19 protein-coding genes are annotated in these 17,957 nt (G+C 44.0%); 10 read left to right on the top strand and 9 right to left on the bottom strand.

What is annotated here, in order from left to right:
* Positions 1–79 precede the first annotated feature (79 nt).
* Positions 80–1,729 carry an amidohydrolase gene (locus tag ACN0VI_RS05410; protein WP_417446031.1) on the top strand — a complete coding sequence of 550 codons (1,650 nt, stop codon included), beginning with the start codon at positions 80–82 and terminating at the stop codon, positions 1,727–1,729.
* Between the two features lie 83 nt (positions 1,730–1,812).
* Here the strand turns inward: ACN0VI_RS05410 and ACN0VI_RS05405 are convergent, their stop codons facing one another.
* Positions 1,813–2,052 (bottom strand): hypothetical protein, encoded by a 240-nt coding sequence (locus ACN0VI_RS05405; protein ID WP_331891298.1) that lies wholly within the window; start codon positions 2,050–2,052, stop codon positions 1,813–1,815.
* Between the two features lie 154 nt (positions 2,053–2,206).
* Here ACN0VI_RS05405 and ACN0VI_RS05400 point away from each other — a divergent pair, with 154 nt between their 5' ends.
* Genes ACN0VI_RS05400 through ACN0VI_RS05385 form a run of 4 tightly spaced genes read left to right on the top strand, consistent with a single transcriptional unit; the run spans position 2,207 to position 6,840 of the window.
* Positions 2,207–3,922 carry a proline--tRNA ligase gene (locus tag ACN0VI_RS05400; protein ID WP_417446030.1) on the top strand — a complete coding sequence of 572 codons (1,716 nt, stop codon included), beginning with the start codon at positions 2,207–2,209 and terminating at the stop codon, positions 3,920–3,922.
* 19 nt (positions 3,923–3,941) lie between these two features.
* Positions 3,942–4,520, top strand: a complete 579-nt coding sequence (locus ACN0VI_RS05395; protein WP_331891300.1) for a transglycosylase SLT domain-containing protein — start codon at positions 3,942–3,944, stop codon at positions 4,518–4,520.
* 5 nt (positions 4,521–4,525) lie between these two features.
* Positions 4,526–5,752 carry a patatin-like phospholipase family protein gene (locus tag ACN0VI_RS05390; RefSeq protein WP_417446029.1) on the top strand — a complete coding sequence of 409 codons (1,227 nt, stop codon included), beginning with the start codon at positions 4,526–4,528 and terminating at the stop codon, positions 5,750–5,752.
* A 32-nt stretch (positions 5,753–5,784) separates the two neighbouring features.
* Positions 5,785–6,840 carry a hypothetical protein gene (locus ACN0VI_RS05385; RefSeq protein WP_417446028.1) on the top strand — a complete coding sequence of 352 codons (1,056 nt, stop codon included), beginning with the start codon at positions 5,785–5,787 and terminating at the stop codon, positions 6,838–6,840.
* Between the two features lie 24 nt (positions 6,841–6,864).
* On the opposite strand, the gene tilS is transcribed toward ACN0VI_RS05385, so the two are convergent.
* Entirely contained in the window at positions 6,865–8,136 is a 1,272-nt protein-coding gene (gene tilS / locus ACN0VI_RS05380) for a tRNA lysidine(34) synthetase TilS (protein ID WP_417446027.1), read from the bottom strand.
* 9 nt (positions 8,137–8,145) lie between these two features.
* A complete protein-coding gene (gene accA / locus ACN0VI_RS05375; RefSeq protein ID WP_331891307.1) occupies positions 8,146–9,105 on the bottom strand; it encodes an acetyl-CoA carboxylase carboxyl transferase subunit alpha in 960 nt (319 codons plus the stop codon).
* A 297-nt stretch (positions 9,106–9,402) separates the two neighbouring features.
* Between accA and ACN0VI_RS05370 the strand changes: the two genes are divergently transcribed.
* The gene (locus ACN0VI_RS05370) at positions 9,403–10,746 is read left to right on the top strand and encodes a DNA-3-methyladenine glycosylase 2 family protein (RefSeq protein ID WP_417446026.1); all 1,344 of its coding nucleotides are present in this window, start codon (positions 9,403–9,405) and stop codon (positions 10,744–10,746) included.
* Between the two features lie 18 nt (positions 10,747–10,764).
* The gene (locus ACN0VI_RS05365) at positions 10,765–11,247 is read left to right on the top strand and encodes a methylated-DNA--[protein]-cysteine S-methyltransferase (protein ID WP_331891310.1); all 483 of its coding nucleotides are present in this window, start codon (positions 10,765–10,767) and stop codon (positions 11,245–11,247) included.
* 171 nt (positions 11,248–11,418) lie between these two features.
* Here the strand turns inward: ACN0VI_RS05365 and ACN0VI_RS05360 are convergent, their stop codons facing one another.
* Positions 11,419–11,730 carry a hypothetical protein gene (locus ACN0VI_RS05360; protein ID WP_331891313.1) on the bottom strand — a complete coding sequence of 104 codons (312 nt, stop codon included), beginning with the start codon at positions 11,728–11,730 and terminating at the stop codon, positions 11,419–11,421.
* 73 nt (positions 11,731–11,803) lie between these two features.
* Entirely contained in the window at positions 11,804–12,184 is a 381-nt protein-coding gene (locus ACN0VI_RS05355; protein ID WP_417446025.1) for a VOC family protein, read from the bottom strand.
* A gap of 238 nt (positions 12,185–12,422) precedes the next feature.
* Between ACN0VI_RS05355 and ACN0VI_RS05350 the strand changes: the two genes are divergently transcribed.
* Positions 12,423–12,992: a hypothetical protein gene (locus tag ACN0VI_RS05350; protein WP_417446024.1), complete on the top strand. Its 570-nt coding sequence runs from the start codon at positions 12,423–12,425 to the stop codon at positions 12,990–12,992.
* Positions 12,993–13,009: 17 nt separating this feature from the next.
* On the opposite strand, the gene ACN0VI_RS05345 is transcribed toward ACN0VI_RS05350, so the two are convergent.
* The 4 genes from ACN0VI_RS05345 to ACN0VI_RS05330 form a co-directional block, all read right to left on the bottom strand.
* Positions 13,010–14,299: an amidohydrolase family protein gene (locus ACN0VI_RS05345; RefSeq protein WP_417446023.1), complete on the bottom strand. Its 1,290-nt coding sequence runs from the start codon at positions 14,297–14,299 to the stop codon at positions 13,010–13,012.
* Positions 14,300–14,607: 308 nt separating this feature from the next.
* The gene (locus ACN0VI_RS05340) at positions 14,608–14,994 is read right to left on the bottom strand and encodes an MAPEG family protein (protein WP_417446022.1); all 387 of its coding nucleotides are present in this window, start codon (positions 14,992–14,994) and stop codon (positions 14,608–14,610) included.
* A 73-nt stretch (positions 14,995–15,067) separates the two neighbouring features.
* Positions 15,068–15,760 (bottom strand): hypothetical protein, encoded by a 693-nt coding sequence (locus ACN0VI_RS05335; RefSeq protein WP_417446021.1) that lies wholly within the window; start codon positions 15,758–15,760, stop codon positions 15,068–15,070.
* Between the two features lie 10 nt (positions 15,761–15,770).
* Positions 15,771–16,640 carry a hypothetical protein gene (locus tag ACN0VI_RS05330; protein ID WP_417446020.1) on the bottom strand — a complete coding sequence of 290 codons (870 nt, stop codon included), beginning with the start codon at positions 16,638–16,640 and terminating at the stop codon, positions 15,771–15,773.
* 336 nt (positions 16,641–16,976) lie between these two features.
* On the opposite strand from ACN0VI_RS05330, the gene ACN0VI_RS05325 reads away from it, so the two are divergent.
* Together ACN0VI_RS05325 and ACN0VI_RS05320 are read left to right on the top strand one after the other, a co-directional pair.
* Positions 16,977–17,513, top strand: a complete 537-nt coding sequence (locus ACN0VI_RS05325) for a helix-turn-helix domain-containing protein (protein WP_417446019.1) — start codon at positions 16,977–16,979, stop codon at positions 17,511–17,513.
* 56 nt (positions 17,514–17,569) lie between these two features.
* Complete coding sequence (locus ACN0VI_RS05320) at positions 17,570–17,956, top strand: hypothetical protein (protein ID WP_417446018.1); 387 nt, start codon at positions 17,570–17,572, stop codon at positions 17,954–17,956.
* Position 17,957 lies beyond the last annotated feature (1 nt).

Here is a 17,957-nt window from a genome sequence, read left to right as displayed (position 1 = left end):
ACCCTACTTATAGACTCTTTATCGTGCTCCAAAAATAGACTAAAGTGCTACTACCTTAATTTTCTTAAGTAATATCACAATGCATATGACCAAATGGATTCTGGGCTTTACCCTGATTATCACCTCGAGCCTTTTCACAGCGGCTCAGGCACTTCCGACTCTGATTCATAACGTTAAGGGCTATACTTTCGCTGAAGGTGAGTTAGTAGAATTCGATAGTCTTATATTCGAAAACGACGTGATTATCGCTTTTGGTAACCATGAAGAACTTGCCAATAATGCCAAGGCCAGTATTTCAATAGATGGCAAAGGGGCAACTTTGATACCTGGTTTAACCGATGCTCACGGCCATGTTCTCGGACTGGGCTTGAATTTAATGCGCGTTGATTTGCGTGGCATTGATTCGCTTGAAGGAACCATGAAAAAGATTAGCGAGTACGCCAAAGCCAATTCGGAACTGCGCTGGATTCAGGGCCGAGGCTGGAATCAGGTGTTATGGGCCAAAAAAGAATTCCCAACTAAACAAATGCTGGACACCATTATCAATGACCGCCCTGTTTGGCTTAGTCGTATTGATGGTCACGCAGGCTGGGCTAACAGCAAAGCATTAGAACTTGCAGGCATCACTAAAGATACAGCAGATCCAGCTGGCGGCAAGATCATAAAAGATGCCCGTGGCGAACCAACAGGTGTATTGATAGATGCCGCTATGGATATTGTCGAAAGCAAAATTCCTGAGCTAAATGCAATGGAGCGTCGTACGGCTTTGGAGCTGGCATTTGATCACATGCTTAAACTTGGCATCACTTCAGTCCATGATGCGGGCGTCGATTTCGATACTTATAAATTGATGCTGGATATGGCGAAAGATCAACAAATACCGGTTCGTCTTTATGGCATGTTAAGTGGCAGCGATGAGCGTCTTAAAACCATGCTAGAAATGGGAAAAGTCGAGTTACCTTTCTTGAAATTCCGTTCAGTGAAATTATACAGCGATGGCGCATTAGGTAGTCGCGGTGCGGCTTTATTGGCCCCCTACTCTGACGATCCAGACAACAAAGGATTATTACTGACCACAGAAAAGAAGCTTTCTGAAGATTTGAGTCTGATTACCCAATATGGTTTCCAGGCCAATGTTCACGCCATTGGCGATGCCGCTAATCGCTTGGTGCTGGATGCTTTTGCCAAGCTTCCTGAAAATCAGTCTGCCGATATACTACGTCATCGCATTGAACATGCTCAAGTGGTTGCAGTTGAAGATATTCCGCGCTTTGCCGAGCTCAATATTATTGCTTCCATGCAACCGACTCATGCTACCAGCGACATGAATATGGCAGGCGATCGTTTAGGCGATGAGCGTTTAAAAGGGGCTTATGCTTGGCGCAAGATGCGTGAGCATGATGTGTTGATTGCAGCAGGTTCTGACTTTCCTGTTGAGCTGGCTAATCCGTTCCTGGGCATTCATGCCGCAGTGACTCGCCAGAACAGTGACAACCAGCCGGAAGGTGGCTGGTTACCTGCCGAAAAGCTTGACCGTGCCGAAACCTTGAAAGCTTTTACCATTGATGCCGCTTATTCTGGCTTCTGGGAAGATGAGATAGGAAGTCTTGAAATCGGTAAGAAAGCTGACTTTATTTTGATTGATAAAGATATTTTTTCAGTTAATGCAGAAGAGCTTGATGATGTTCAGGTACTACAAACCTGGGTTGGTGGAAAACGACTACTTTAGCTTTATTACTTTCAAACACAAAAAGCAACCTTGCGTGAGCGCAAAGCTCACGCAGCCTATACTTTCATGTTCACTAGCAATTGTTAATTGCTAGCTAACTCACTCTTCTTGACACGTTTTTTAGGATAATTAACCCAGACCGTATCCACGTTAGCATTGCCCTCTCGCGCAGCTTTTTCGACCAGGTACACTTTATGCCAGTCAATAACATAAACGTACTCATCATCATCAGATGCAGCAGCGTAGCGAGAAGAGGTTGAATTGCACCCTGTCGCCAATACCGCGAAGGCGGCAACGGTCAGAGCTAAAGGTAGTGTTTTCATAAAGCCTCCTGTGTAAAAGACTCACAACCATGATAGTACATTTTTTAACCAGTTAGCAATTCACTTTATCTATCAAAGGCGCTTTTGAGCCCCATTAAAGCTTGCTACAATAGACGCCCTCTATGATTTTGATAATGACAACAACGAGATACTGATGCGTAGTAGCCAATACTTACTTTCCACACAAAGAGAAGATCCAAGCGACGCCGAGCTGATTAGCCATAAGTTAATGCTTAGAGCAGGCATGATCCGCAAGATTGCCTCAGGTATGTATACCTGGCTGCCCACTGGCTTGCGTGTTTTGCGCAAAGTAGAAGCTATTGTTCGAGAAGAAATGAACAAGGCTGGCGCAGTTGAGATGTTAATGCCGAGCGTGCAACCCTCTGAGCTATGGGAAGAGTCAGGCCGTTGGGACCAATTTGGCCCAGAATTACTGCGTTTCAAAGATCGTCATGGCCGTGACTTCTGCTTGGGCCCAACCCACGAAGAAATCATTACTGCGGTCATTCGCGACGAGATTAATAGTTATAAGCAGCTACCTGCGAGCTTTTACCAGATTCAAACCAAGTTCCGCGATGAAGTTCGCCCTCGTTTCGGTGTTATGCGCGCTCGTGAGTTCTTGATGAAAGATGCCTACTCTTTCCACGTTGATGAAGAGTCATTATCGGAAACCTATCAGGTAATGCACCAGGCCTACTGCAATATTTTCGAGCGTATTGGTTTAGATTATCGCCCAGTGTTGGCGGATACCGGTGCTATCGGTGGTAGTAACTCGCATGAGTTCCATGTGCTAGCAGAATCAGGCGAAGATGCGATTGCTTTCAGTAGCGAAGGTGATTACGCCGCCAATATAGAAAAGGCACAAAGTCTCGCACCACAAAAAGAAGCCGCAGCTCCGAACCAGGGCTTAACTAAGGTCGAAACACCAAACACCAAGTCCATTAAACAGGTGTGTGAGTTACTAAAAGTAACACCACAGCAAACGGTGAAAACTTTGTTGGTGGTTGGTGAAAACGAAGAAAATCCAGTGGTAGCTTTATGCTTACGTGGCGACCATGAGCTTAATGAAATTAAAGCTGGCAAACATCCGTTAGTGGCTGAGCCAGTACAATTAATTTCTGACGAACAGATTCAATCAGTTGCTGGTTGCGATGCAGGTTCTGTTGGCCCATGTGGCTTAGATATCCCAGTCATTGTCGATCGTGATGCCGCAGTACTCAGTGACTTTGTCTGTGGCGCCAATGACACAGGCTTCCACTTCACAGGCGCAAACTGGCAACGTGATGCGCAACTATCCGAAGTGATGGACATTCGTAATGTGGTTGCTGGCGACCCAAGTCCGGATGGTAAAGGTATTCTGGAAATCAAACGTGGTATCGAAGTAGGTCATATTTTCCAGCTTGGTACTAAATACTCTGAAGCAATGAACTGCAAGGTACTGGATCAAAACGGCAAAGCTGTGACCTTGGCGATGGGTTGTTACGGTGTAGGCGTCTCGCGTATCGTTGCCGCTGCCATTGAGCAAAATTATGATGACAACGGTATCCTCTGGCCAGCAGCCATTGCACCGTTCCAGGTTGCCATTATCCCTATGAATATGCATCGCTCAGAACAAGTTCAACAAGTCGCAGAAAAGTTATATGACGATTTACAACAATTGGGCATTGATGTGATATTTGATGATCGCAAAGAGCGTCCCGGCGTCATGTTCGCAGATATGGAACTGATCGGTGTTCCTCATCGCTTAGTGGTCAGCGAACGTGGTTTGGAAAACGGTACTATTGAATATAAGAACCGCCAAAACACCGCTAAGGATGACGTCAGCGTAGAAAATGTTGTAAATTATATCCAAGAACTGTTACCACAATAACACTATGGCGTTGAGTAGAGTGACACTAGGTCGAATCTTAGCAATTGTTGGTCTTATAGCTGTGACGGGTTTCACTCAAACCAGTCAAGCTCAAGAGCGACCCGATCAAGCTTTCTATGATGAGCTTAAGGCTCTGATGGAAGCTGATAACCATTTCGTTGATCGCTATGATGCTGAGGTCTGGATGAAAGACATGTCAGGCCGTCTCAAGCGTCGTGCTCCGCATATTCCCCAAGATGAACGCTTAAAGATTCTGACACTGGTCCATCGCTACTCAAATGCATCAGGGGTTGACCCGCAACTAGTTCTCGCCATCATGGAGGTGGAAAGTAACTTTGATCGCTACGCCCTTTCGGTTGCCAATGCGCGAGGACTAATGCAAATCATGCCTTTCTGGAAGGATGAAATTGGTCATCAGGAGGACTCTCTTTTCGATATGGAAACCAACGTACGCTATGGCTGCTACATTCTCAAACTCTATCTGGATATGGAAAAAGGCAACCTGACTTACGCCCTAGGGCGCTACAATGGTTCTCGTGGGAGAGCTAAATATCCTAATAAAGTTTACGCTGCCTTGCGCAACCGTTGGGCGCTGTAAAACTAATGACTGAACGCCCTTCAATTCCAGGACTGATCCTTAGTGGTGGCGGTGCACGTGCCGCTTACCAAGTTGGTGTATTAAAAGCTGTTTCAGAAATTCTGGAGCATCCTGAAAAATCTCCCTTTAGAATTGTCTCCGGCACATCAGCCGGTGCTATTAATTCCTGTGCGGTCGCTGAACACAGCCACCGTTTTGCCGAAGGGCTCAGACGCCTGGAACATCTCTGGGCCAACCTGACACCGGATCAGATTTACCACACCAAGTTACGCCAGTTGTCAGGCAATGCTTTCCGCTGGATTTGGAATATTTTACGCCCAGCCAGCCAACTCAAAAAACCATTGGCGCTTCTTGATAACTCTCCTCTTCGCGAATTGTTGACCACAGCCATTCGCTTTGATGATATCCGCGAGAACATCAAGAATGGCTTCTTGGATGCAACCTGTATCACTGCATACAACTACAATACAGGCGATTCGGTCAGCTTCTTTCAGGGCATACCCGATTTGGTCGAATGGCAACGCTTTAGACGTTTTGGTAAAGCAGAAGACTTGACCTTGTCACACCTGATGGGCTCAACTGCCATTCCCATGATTTTCCCATCGGAGCCTATTAATGATATTCACTTCGGTGACGGCTCAATGCGTTTCTTGACGCCGCTTAGCCCCACCCTGCGATTAGGCGCGAATAAATTGTTTGTGGTCACGGTAGAGCCTTTGCGTGGCGAAGTCGATCATGAAATCAAAATTCCGTCGATTGGTGATATCAGCGGCCACTTGCTGGACAGTATTTTCATCGACAGTTTAGAGAGCGATATCGAGCGCATGATGCGAGTTAATGAATTGCTGGCACACATTCCTGAGCGCGACATTGTGCGCGAACAGCTCACGCTGAAGCAGGTTGATACCTTCATTATTTCGCCGAGCATTGATCCGATGGAGCTTGCCGGTCAATATTTTAAAAACCTTCCGCGCGGCCTACGTTTCTTTTTCAAACGCATTGGTGTTGATGAAGAAAATGGTGAGAGTATTTTGAGCTACCTGCTTTTTGATAAGTCTTTCACCAACCACTTAATTGAGCTTGGCTACCAAGATGCGATAAAGCAGGAACATAATATTTTAGACTTCTTTAACTACCAGCAAACTCAGCAAGAAGAAGAATCTGAACAGGAAGATGAATCTGACTATAAGGAATCATCTCAACAAGAAGAGCTATCTCAACAAGACCTGTAGTTTCTAATCAGTAATTTCTAAGAGCAACCGCTATGAACAGCTTTGATGATTTGTTTGCGCATTACCCACCGGATGTTGCACCTTTTATGCATCAAATGTTGGCCGATTATCAAGCAACCAAACCCTATAAAGGATTCAAGATTGTTCATAATGTCCCGCTCACTCAAACCACTCTGCTCAAAATTGCCTGTCTCAAAACAGCCGGTGCCAATCTTGTCGTGACCAATCCCAGTTTCATGAACGAAGATCGGGATGCGATACAAGTTTTAACCAATGAACAGGTGCCTTATCTACCACTGGATTCAGTCAAAGGCGAATTCGACTTTCTCCTCGATTGTGGTGCTGAGCTGGTAGATAAATGCTATGCACACAAAGGCATCGTTGAATTGACCCGTACTGGCGCCATGCGCTATCAGCGACACAAAGAATTTCATGTACCGATTGTGTCAGTGGATGATACTCGCTTGAAATGTCTAGAAACCTGCCTCGGCACTGGCGAAGGTGTTTACCGCGCCATTAGGCAAATCGCCAATGTGGATTTAACCAATAAAAACATTTTGATTTTTGGTTTTGGTAAAGTCGGTATTGGTATCGCTTACTACTTCTCTAAAATCACAACCAACGTCATTATTGCCGAAGCTGATAGCTCACGTTTACAACTTATCGAGCAGCGTGGCTATCAAAGTGTTGATGCCAAACAAGCTCAATTGATAGAACATGCCGCTGAAGCCAGCGACCTGATTATCACCGCCACAGGACTGAAAGACATCATCAGTGATAACTATCACTTGGGCGCGTTTAAAGATAAGTTGCTAGCCAATGCTGGCGCTGAAGATGAGTTTGGTTATGCGTTTGATGCAACTGAAGTTCTCGCCGATAAAAAACCGGTTAACTTTATCCTCAAAGAACCGACCTTGATGGAATTTCTCGATCCGATTTTCTACGCTCATAACATCGCCATTGATGATGCGCTGAATAATACACAGACAGGATTTAGAGCTTTGGATCAAAAAACGGATGAGGCAATTGTTAGCCAATGGGCGAAGCATCATGATTGGACGGTAGAAAAACTCAACCAGATTTTTTAACTATTCCTAAAACTATCTTGTAAGCTAATCAGGAAAATGAACAGCTCGAAATTCATTCTCAAGCTCTAACAGTAAAACCTTATCACGTTGCCAGGGTGGGATGCCCTGCTCCTGAAAATAGTTCTTCAACGAGACACTTTTCCCACCCTGTTCAAATCGAATGCGCTCACCACCTTGGCGACCTTTAACGGTTACGTTTCTTCCAACCAGATTTGGGTAGTTCTGTTGTAACCATTCCAGCGAAATTAAAACTTGACCGTTATGCTCTAAATCATTTTTTGCAGACCATTCTAGCTCAAGACTGGAATAATCATTAACCGCCTCAGTGACCCAATAGAGCGCATCGCGATAACGTCTGATTGAGCCGCAGCCCATCTCAATTACAGGGTTAGCATCTTCTTTAGCATCCAGCATTTGCGTCTTAACTTGCTGCAATACCGCCTGACTGGGCATATCTGCACCACAGGCTTCTAACCAGTAACGTAACAGGTTTCTGACTCGCTGCGGGCTTAAGTGCCTGACTCGGGCTAACATTAATGAGTCATGCTGCACCTCATAACAGTTTTCGAAGTCAATAGCCGCCAGTTCATCCAACAGCTGCTGATTTTCAGCCTGAATCTGGCTGGCGCTAGCAATGACTTTAGAAGCCTGTGGCCACTTTTGTTCAATCAATGGCATCACTTGATGGCGCACAAAATTACGTCGAATATCGGTGTCTTGATTGGTCGGGTCTTCAATCGCTTTTAAACCATGAGAATGACAATAATCTTCTACCGCTTCTCTGGTCACTGCCAACAACGGCCGTGCCAGATAGCCCTTTGCAAACTGAGTAACTTTTGGCATTGCCGCCAGGCCTTTACTGCCTGCACCACGGAATAACTGTAGCAGGAAGGTCTCAGCCTGATCATTTAAGTGCTGACCGGTTACTAAACAGGTCTGAGGATTCTGTATACATCCAGATAATGCCTGATAACGGGCTTTACGGGCGGCACCTTCAAGACTGGCTGAATCTTTATCAACCTCAACTTGGACGGACTGAAAAGGAATGTCTAAGGACTCACAAAAACGTTGATTTTGTTTTGCCCAGTCAGCAGATGCCATTTGCAGTTGATGGTCAATATACACGGCAGACAAGGAGTAATTGGAATTAGAGGTTCTAGCTGAATGTAGCGCATGCAACAAGCTCAGCGAATCAACGCCACCACTTAATGCAACAACAATGGATTTAACAGATTTAGAAATGCAAAGAGCCAGAAACTCATCAATGGCTTGAGAAACTGGCTCTGATTTTGTCATAAGAAAAGATTATTCTTCGCTGACAGTACCGAACGACATCAGCTTGTTGTAACGCTTAGCAAGTAATTGCTCAACACTTAGAGTTTGCAATTCATCCATATCTTTCGTTAAGCGCTCTTTTAAGCTTTTGCCCATCGTAAGGTAATCACGATGCGCACCGCCTAATGGTTCAGCGACGATGTTGTCGATCAGACCCAAGCTCTTAATACGCTCGGCGGTAATACCCATTGCCTGCGCCGCTTCTTCAGCTTTTTCAGCACTCTTCCAAAGAATCGAAGCACAACCTTCTGGCGAGATAACTGAGTAAGTGGAATATTGAAGCATGTTAACGCGGTCGCCGACACCAATCGCCAAAGCACCGCCGGAGCCACCTTCACCAATCACGGTAGCGATAATTGGCACTTCAAGGCGCGACATGACTTTGAGGTTACGCGCAATCGCTTCACTCTGGCCACGCTCTTCCGCACCAACACCCGGGAAAGCCCCTGGCGTGTCGATGAAAGTGAACACTGGCAGCGAGAAACGCTCGGCAAGCTCCATAATGCGCTTAGCTTTACGATAGCCTTCCGGACGAGACATACCAAAGTTATGCTTAATTTTCTCTTTAGTATCACGACCTTTTTGATGGCCAATGACCACTACAGGCTTATCATTCAATCGCGCGAGGCCACCGACAATAGACGCATCGTCAGAATAGGCTCGGTCGCCAGCCAACTCATCAAAGTCAGTGAAAATGTGCTCGATATAGTCACGAGTGTAAGGACGCTGCGGGTGACGCGCTAGTTGCGCAACCTGCCACGGCGTAAGGTCAGAAAAGATTTGCTTGGTGAGGTCTTTCGACTTCTTTTTTAAGCGCTCAATCTCTTCGCTAATATTGATTTCAGTATCTTCGCCCATCATGCGCAATTCATCGATTTGCGCTTCTAATTCTGCGATAGGACGTTCAAAGTCTAGAAAATTCAAACTCATGCCTTATAAAACGGTTAGTTAGTGGCGTATAAGGGGCAATATTCTACCCTTATTTGCTTTGATAATGAATGGTAACTTGACTGGTCTAAACTGTCAGCCTTTATCGGCTTAAAACATTAATAATTCGGCATTTTTACCATCTGATTCAATTGTACGCTATATTCAGCACCAATAACGATTCAGTTCCGAAAATGGCTATTCAGTTCACTATATCCTGCTAAGATAGGACCAAATCGTTCTGCTACACATTGCTTTATGCTCAACTCAGCGACCTTAACAACCTATCAGCAAGCACGCATGGCACGTGATCCGCGCTTTGACGGCATTTTTTTTGTCGCGGTGAAAACAACAGGCATCTATTGTCGCCCCGTCTGTCCAGCGCCAGCACCCAAAGAGCAGAATGTTGCTTATTACCCCAGTTCCGTGCAGGCGCAAGAAGCAGGCTTTCGCCCCTGCTTGCGCTGCCGCCCGGAAACAGCCCCGCTCTCTGCGGCCTGGCTTGGTAATCAGGCTGTGCTGAAAAAAGCAGTAGCACGTATTCAGGCAGGCGCTTTAAGTCAAACCTCATTGCAGGACTTTAGCGAATCCATGGGCATTAGCGACCGCTATCTGCGCAAACTGTTTCAGCAGTATCTTGGCGTCTCGCCGATAACCTATGCCAACCATTTGCGCCTGATGTTCGCTAAACAGCTACTGCATCAAACCCAGCTACCTATTACTGATATCGCATTTATCGCAGGCTTCAACAGCGTACGTCGCTTTAATGACAGCTTTAAAGCCACCATGAAACTAAGCCCCAGTAATTTACGAAAAAAACTAAACAGCCAACAAAGTCCGCAAGAGTCGCAAGCCATTCAATTAAAGCTGCATTACCGTCCACCGTACAACTGGTCAATGATGCAAGAGTTTTTAAAACAGCGCGAGTTATCGGCAATCGAAACAGTATCGAACCACAGCTACAGCCGTACTTTTAGTCTGGACGGTGTTAATGGCTACTTTACTGCAGAGTTTGATTCAACCAGCTCATCATTCAACGTCACCATTGAACTGAGTGATATGAGCAAACTATTGGAGGTCACGCACCACATTCGTCGCGTGCTGGATCTGAACAGTGATCTGGAAGTGATCGAAAAAACACTGGGACAAGATAAAAATTTACAACCTCTCCTGAAATCTGGACTGCGACTACCCGCCACCTGGAACACCTTCGAAGCTGGAGTTAAAGCTATTCTTGGTCAACAGGTTTCGGTTAAAGCTGCTTACACACACACCGCTAGCGTCATTGAGCAACTGGGCAGTGATTACAACGAACAGTACAAACTATTCCCAACGGCACAGCAAATAGTCGATGGCGATTTAAGCTTTCTCAAGATGCCCAATAGCCGTAAACAAACACTACACAACTTTGCCCAATGGTCTCTCGACACTAACGGTGAGGACTTATCATCAATACTCACTATAAAAGGCATCGGCCCCTGGACTTATGAATACATCAAATTGCGCAGCGGATTTGATAGCGACGCTTTCCCCGAAAAAGATCTCGGCGTGATCAAAGCCATGGAAAAACACAATCTAACCAACACCGAACAATGGCAACCCTGGCGCAGCTACGCCACGCTGCAACTTTGGCACAGCCTTTGAGAAGTAAGAGAATATTGTATGAATACAAAACTTTATTATCAAAAAACACAATGCCCATTCGGCACAGTGCATATTTATGCCGACGACCAACACCTCAAAGCATTGTTATTTAAGCCATGGAACAAAATGCCAGCGCAAAATCTTCTAAACAAAAGCAATCCGGTTATCGAACAAACCCAACGCCAACTCGACGAATATTTCAAAGGTCAAAGATCTGAGTTCGATCTACCCATCAAAGCAGATGGCACAGACTTCCAACAAACCGTCTGGCAAACCCTATGCAAAATTCCTTTTGGTGAAACCTGGAACTACGGCCAACTCGCCCAAGCAATCGGAAATAAGAATGCCAGCCGCGCCGTCGGCGCCGCCAACGGCAAAAACCCCATCTCCATCATCGTGCCCTGCCACCGCGTTATCGGAGCCAACGGCACCCTAACGGGCTACGCAGGAGGATTAACCATCAAAGAATGGTTACTTAAACATGAAGGGATAATTAAATAACCGTAAGAGGTTGCCTTGGCAAGCCCTTCTAGAGCCAACTGCTCATTACCAGGTATAAATACCGAAAAGATTGTCATTCCGGCCTACGAGCCGGAATCTGCTCTTATAGGTTGGGTTAGAGACCTAGCCTCGTAACCCAACAAGACTAACTAAAAGGGGTAGTTACTTTCGCTACCCAACCCGCAGCCACAAATACTTATGAGACATAAATAATACGTAAACAATAGCCATAAGCACTTTCGGCCCTCTTAAACTAGAACCACCCTGTAATCTAACCTCACCACCTGGCGGTACATTAATAGTAACTTTATTGGAACGACACCAATCAATTTTTAAATAGATTTCCTTTTCACCGGAACTAGTCTCGAACTCTATAGACTCTCCATTACCAACCATAGCAACTTCATCTCCATTACATATTACCTTGTACTTTCGGACTCTATCCGCGTAGCCGCTATCGCGGGTTATTTTTATTCTACTCATTGTTGTTCCTTGTTTTTGCGCTGAATTATTTTCTTTCGCTACAGTTAATATATCTTTCCCTTCTTTTTATGGCTCAATCTACTACATTGACTCCCGGCGGATAATAACTAACCTCAAATCTGATCCCATCAGGGTCTTTCATAAATAATGCTGTTACGCCGCCTAAATCCTGAATCTCTGGTGCCTCAAACCCTGCCTGTCTCATTGCGGTTTGTATAGATTCAACATGCTCTTTCGTAGGTGCAGAGAACCCCAAGTGATTCATACTAGCACCATACCTCTCATAGTCGGACGTGCCAGGCTTGGCCTGTAAAAATTGAAAAAAGAAGCCGTCACCATCAGTCCATACATGATTCCGTTTTTTGGTAAAACCTACCAATGGAAGCAAATGGTCATAATAAGGCATACTTTGTTCCAGTGATGATACAAGGATAGTAATGTGATCAAGCTTCATGAAGTTCCTACTAATCATTCTGTATTAGGGATGTTTATTGACAGTAATTTATGGGCTTATACCTATTAATACAAGCTTGAACTTCTCATCAATTCAGCTCTATGATTAATCATTGTGTTTACTGATGGAGGTTCTTATTCGCCCTTTTCATATCGCCTGGATAGTCTGTTTAGTTCCCATCATAGCTGCGCACGGGGCGTATTTTATTGGCCTATGGCAAGGGGTAGCGAATGAGTGTGTGCCATATTTTGAAGGCTGTACCTCTATTAGTCGTGCCGCGCGCAATGGCGATGCAATCTTTCTGTTTCGTGGTCTGATGATGCCGATAGCAGCTTTCTTAGTTGTGTTCTGGTATTTGCAGAGTATCTGGCTCAAGGAACTCACACAAAAATCTCACAATACTATTTTCGTGCTGGGAACCATTGGCGCAATATTTTTAGTCTTGTATGCAGACTTTCTCGGCACGGAAGGTGACTTTTACGAATTTATGCGCCGCTATGGAATCACCTTCTATTTCGCGATGACAATTCTCGCGCAGATGCTAAGCATTCGTAGTCTGCAAAAAATAAAGGGCACGTTAAACCGAAAGATCAAACGCTACCTTTCAACTCAATTTATTTTGATTTCCATCTATTGGGGATTAGGCATCACCAACGTGGTAATAAAAGCAACCGGCGTCAGCTGGGCCGATCAGGCGGAAAATGTTATTGAATGGCACTTCGCCTTATATATGTCCTTCTATTTTGGGCTTACAGCCATGATGTGGAAGCGCAGTGGCTTTCAATTTCAGTTCAGGATTAACAGATAAGCTTCTAATCACCTCAATCAACGCTCTCTTATTTTGCTCCACATAAACTCATCTTTACCCATATTTTCTGAGTTTTTCTTTGCCAGATTTTCAAGCATGATATCAATCTGACTTTTATCAACCCAACGTCCATTAAAGAACACTCCTGATAATTTTCTTGTATTATTAATATCCAACAAAGGGTTTTCATCAAGCAAGACAAGGTCAGCAAACTTACCAACTTCAATAGTCCCGACTTTATCATCAATTCCTAACCATGTAGCTGCCAACCTTGTTGCAGCTGCCAAGGTTTCTTCTGTGGTTAAACCAGCATCCACTAACAAGGTCAGCTCGTCATGTAATGAATAACCCCAAACTATACCTGAAGTGCCTGCATCGGTACCCGCTACCATGGGAACGCCAAGCTCTTTAAATGCTTTTACGAGCTTTACATGAAAATCAACCAGCTCATCATAGTAAGCAATTCTTTTGGGGGTTGTGCCTTGATTATATTGATTAGCAGTAATCCATTTGTCTTGCATTAATGGATGTACGTATTTAAAACTTGGAAGATCTCTTACAGCATCCAATGAACGCCCTTGAGCAGCAATACGTACTAAGTTCGATAGATTAGGAGTAACCCAGGAGCCATTCTCCTGAGCCAATCTTGCAAGCTTATAAGCTTCTTCTTGTGTAAACTCATTGGCTTGCTTTGAGAACTCCTCAGCATGAGCCACTAAACCAAAGTGAGGGACGAAAGCTTCTTCTGCTTTACCTTCAAAGGCATTGGGTATATGCCCCACCACCTTCATTCCTTGTTTGTTAGCCTCATCCACAATCGCTTTGTAGGTTTCAATATTAAGCCTTGAGTAAACCTTGATAAATTCGTAGCCATCGCCTTTTGCGATGCGAACAGCCTGGCGCCCCTCAGACGGAGTAGTTGCCACCCTACTCGCATTGCTTCCATCAATTAACGCCGCCAACGCAATCCTGGGACCAGTGACATCGCCTTTAACGATTTCGTTTCTTTGCCCGAAATGCTCAACTCTACCGCTAAGTTCAAATGTGGTGGTAACGCCATTAGCAACGTATAACAGCATAATATCTTGGTTGTCGAAGAAGATTGATGCCCCCTTGGTTGGGTAGTTATTTCCAGGGCTACCATCTACTAGATTGTGAACGTGCATGTCTATCAGGCCAGGGATAAGCCACTTACCTTCACCATCAATAATCATGGCATCATTTGGCACTTTCCCACCAATGGCTGAGATCTTGTTATCGACAATAACAACTGTAGTATTTTCAATGACCTTGTTTTCCACTGTCATTGGAATAACATTAACGTTGGTTAGAACAATTGTTTTATTCTCTTCATTTTCCTGTCCCAACGCAGAGTGCTGAGTGATTCCGCAACCAGATAGCAAAACCAAGGACACGCATAAACTCGCTATAAATCGTAAGTTATTCACTGAAAATTCCTCATTATCCTTTTTAATATTCGTTATTATTTCAATCTACGCATGTAAGATTGCTTTTGATACAAGGAGCGGGTTTCTAAATGTAAGATTTTATTTTGTTTAGCTACAGATATGTGAAAGAGAAATTCAGTGCAGGATGCCTGAATAATGTTCAGAGGTTATATCAGAAGAAAAAACCACATCGCTAAAACCGCAAGGAAGTTAATGGTAAAAACTAGGCCTCTTAAGCGGATATTATTTGTCAATATCTGCACTTCGCTATGAATTAATCGGCCAACCACAAATATCCAGGCCAACCACACTTGAATAGGATCTGTATTTCCTAATACGATTAACAACACACAGATGATGTGAAAAAATAATGGCCACTCAAATTGATTTGATAGATTTGCACTGACTCTAGGTTCAACTGTCGCCCATGTTTCTCTCTTACTTTTACCAACACCCCACACTGCAGGCGCACGAACGATGGTCAGAAATACATAAAGAAAAGCCACCCATGCGATGTGGGCAACCATTGGGTAGAGAATCAGTTGGTGTGTCATATTAATTATGTCCCAGTTTATCTTGCTAGATATGAGAATACATGCAGATGGAACTTAATCGCCAAAATTTAATTTAGATTTGGTTCGCATCATCATTAGTGATTTCTCTAATGTGTATACCAACAAGACGTTCTTTTTTGCAAATACGTTTAAATTCCCCAGTAAAGCAGACCCTCCCGGCGTCGCCAGCAACAAACATTGGGGGTGGCAATGTACCAGCAAGCTCCGTGCGAACTTTGTGTAACGCTCCTTGATATCTTGCTCGAGCTTCAGCAAGCTTTCGCTCAAGTTCATCTGGATCTACATTTATTTTGGAGGGATCACGACAGTTGTATGGCTTGATTTCTTCAGGCTCTCCCGCACCTTGAAATGATCTGCTTGGATGAAGAAACCAATAAGGCTGATTCTCCCAAACATCTGTTGGGATCTCGTTCTCAGCAGGGTATTCCCAAGAGTCATGTCTTTCGATCCCATATCCAGTAATCTCGATCGGTATAATATCAAAGCAAGCATGCAAGTGCTCTTCAAATACAGAGCGAAACTTTTCACTTATTGCTACACCCTGCATTGCGTCGATATCTGGAAAGTCTCCTAGGCGTCTAGGCTTTGACTCTTTGAACAGAATTCGACACTTAATATCCTGGATATGTTTAGGTACTTGCTGGCCGATAGACACATTCTCAATGAGCTCTCTCGATACTCTCCGTAATCGAAAACAAGAAAAACGAGTTGCTGGATTATCTAATTGATATAGTTCTAATGTCATAAGTTTAAATCTACGTAATATTTAATAACAAATCACAAACAGGTATTACTCCAAGAGTAGAATCAACTCGACTAAATGCTCCACTACAAATGGACCAATCACACATGACAGCCTCTTTCGGACTCGAATGACTTAGTTTTTTAAGCTCCTGTACAGCTTCTGAGGACAATTCAACTTTACCAAGAAAGTTCATACCCATTTTATTCATATGCGATTTCTTTGGAGCAAAGTAGGCAACACCATTGGAAAAAAGAGTTTTTGCTTCCAAACCGTCCTTAAGGGTTGGCTCTCGAGCAGGGTTAGTTACTAAGGGCGTGTATGAAGCCCAAGGAAACCAATCAAATACTCTCCCAGCTTCTAGAATAATTAATGAACCCCAACCATTCGGGACAAATCCTGCCTCATCCCATGAAGAAAACCAGGCATTAAATCCGCTTCCATCCATTGTAGGGAAACTATATATTTCTCCTGGTTCTACTACCACTTTTGGAGGTGTTTTAGGAATTCGTCTGGAACTTGCTGGCTTAGGGTTATCAATCCTTTTTCTTAGTTTCTCGTGCACCTTCTTTCGTGCTTTAAGCCCTTGAGGTTCCATGCCTCTAGCTTTAAGATCAGCAAGATCTGCTCCCGAATCAATCGATAAGAGGGCTTGTTTAATAGCTCTATCACATACTATACCGCGCTTGGTAAACTGATCTGCAACTACCATCCAGAACGTTGGGCAGCCATCCTCACCTAAATTTTCATTACGCTCAAACTGCTCTAAAGCAAGTTGAAGTATACAGTCCCCATTACTCGGCATCTTCGAAAGCAACGAAATTAGGTCTCTTACATCACAGGCTTCATCATCTGCGTATAACCCTTCTCCCCATGTACCCATCAATAGCATCCTTATATTTAATGTATTTTTGACTTTATAAGAATTCGCTTACATAACTGACATATTAAATAAGCACTAAATTATTCCAAACTGAAAGTAATCATCTTAATAATTTTATACTTCAAGACTCTAATTCCTAAACAAAGTGGTTACAAGCACTTTTTTACAAGCTATCAAATCACCTAAATCATTGATTATTATAGCTATGTCGCCTTGATGTCACCCCAATGTCGCTAATCCTTCGCTGACATGTCGTGTTATACTTGGCCTGGAATTTACATAATTCAGGCTCACCGCTACATCAACGAGCTTTACTAAACACAGAACGGATTGATTATGATTGTTAGAAAATTAAGATTGAAAAGAGGTTGGTCACAAGAGCAATTAGCAGAGTTAACGGGTGTTAGTACTCGTACCATTCAGCGCATTGAACGTGGTCAGACAGCGCCCAGTCTTGAAACGAAAAAATCATTAGCCTCTGTGTTTGAAGTTGATATAGCTACATTTGAACCGTCCACCACTAAGGACAGCACAGGAGAGCCTGATATGAACACCACCAATACCAATGAAACAACACAAAACACTGAGCAAGTCGCCAAACCAAAACCAGCTGTTGAAACTGTTAGCAATGAAGAAGCTGAAGCAATGGAGTACGTCAAAGGGATTAAGGACTTTTATGGACATTTACTGTTCTTCATCATTTTTACAGTCATCTTTATTTTCACGGGGAAAATTTCTGAGATGTTAATCCCGTGGGGAGCCTGGGCGTTGGGTCTTACTCTTCATGGATTACAAGCCTTTGAGGTCATCAACCTTTTCAAGATCAATTGGGAAAAGAAGATGGTGGAAAAGCGTTTAAAGAAAAAGTTGTAATCCGTAATGACATTGAGCAGACTCAAGGGTCTGCTCAATTCTATAGGTAGCTCACGATGAATTGGATTTATAGCTTCATCATTCTAGTCGCAGCCTTATTCCTGATTGGCTTCGCTTTCATAGCTTTTATTAAACCTGCCCCTGCAAAACATTTCTTACGCCAGTTCGCTTCATCAGCCCAAGCACATTACAGCGAACAATTGATTCGAATCGTCTTCGGCTTATCTCTAATTCTTTATGCTCCACAGATGCAGTTTATGAACTTTCACCTGGCGCTTGGCTGGCTTATCGTTATAACCAGTTTAGGGTTATTGGGCGTTCCCTGGAGATGGCACAAAAAGTTTGCTGACAAAGTTATTCCCTGGGTAATTCGGTTGCTGCCTGTTTATGCGATCGGGTGTTTAGTGCTGGGAGGTACTTTGGTTAATGGGCTTTTGGGGTAGA

The organism is Kangiella sp., from assembly GCF_048265365.1.
GTDB lineage: Bacteria > Pseudomonadota > Gammaproteobacteria > Enterobacterales > Kangiellaceae > Kangiella.
Note: the sequence above shows the minus strand (reverse complement) of the source record. Positions and strands in the feature narration are given on the sequence as shown.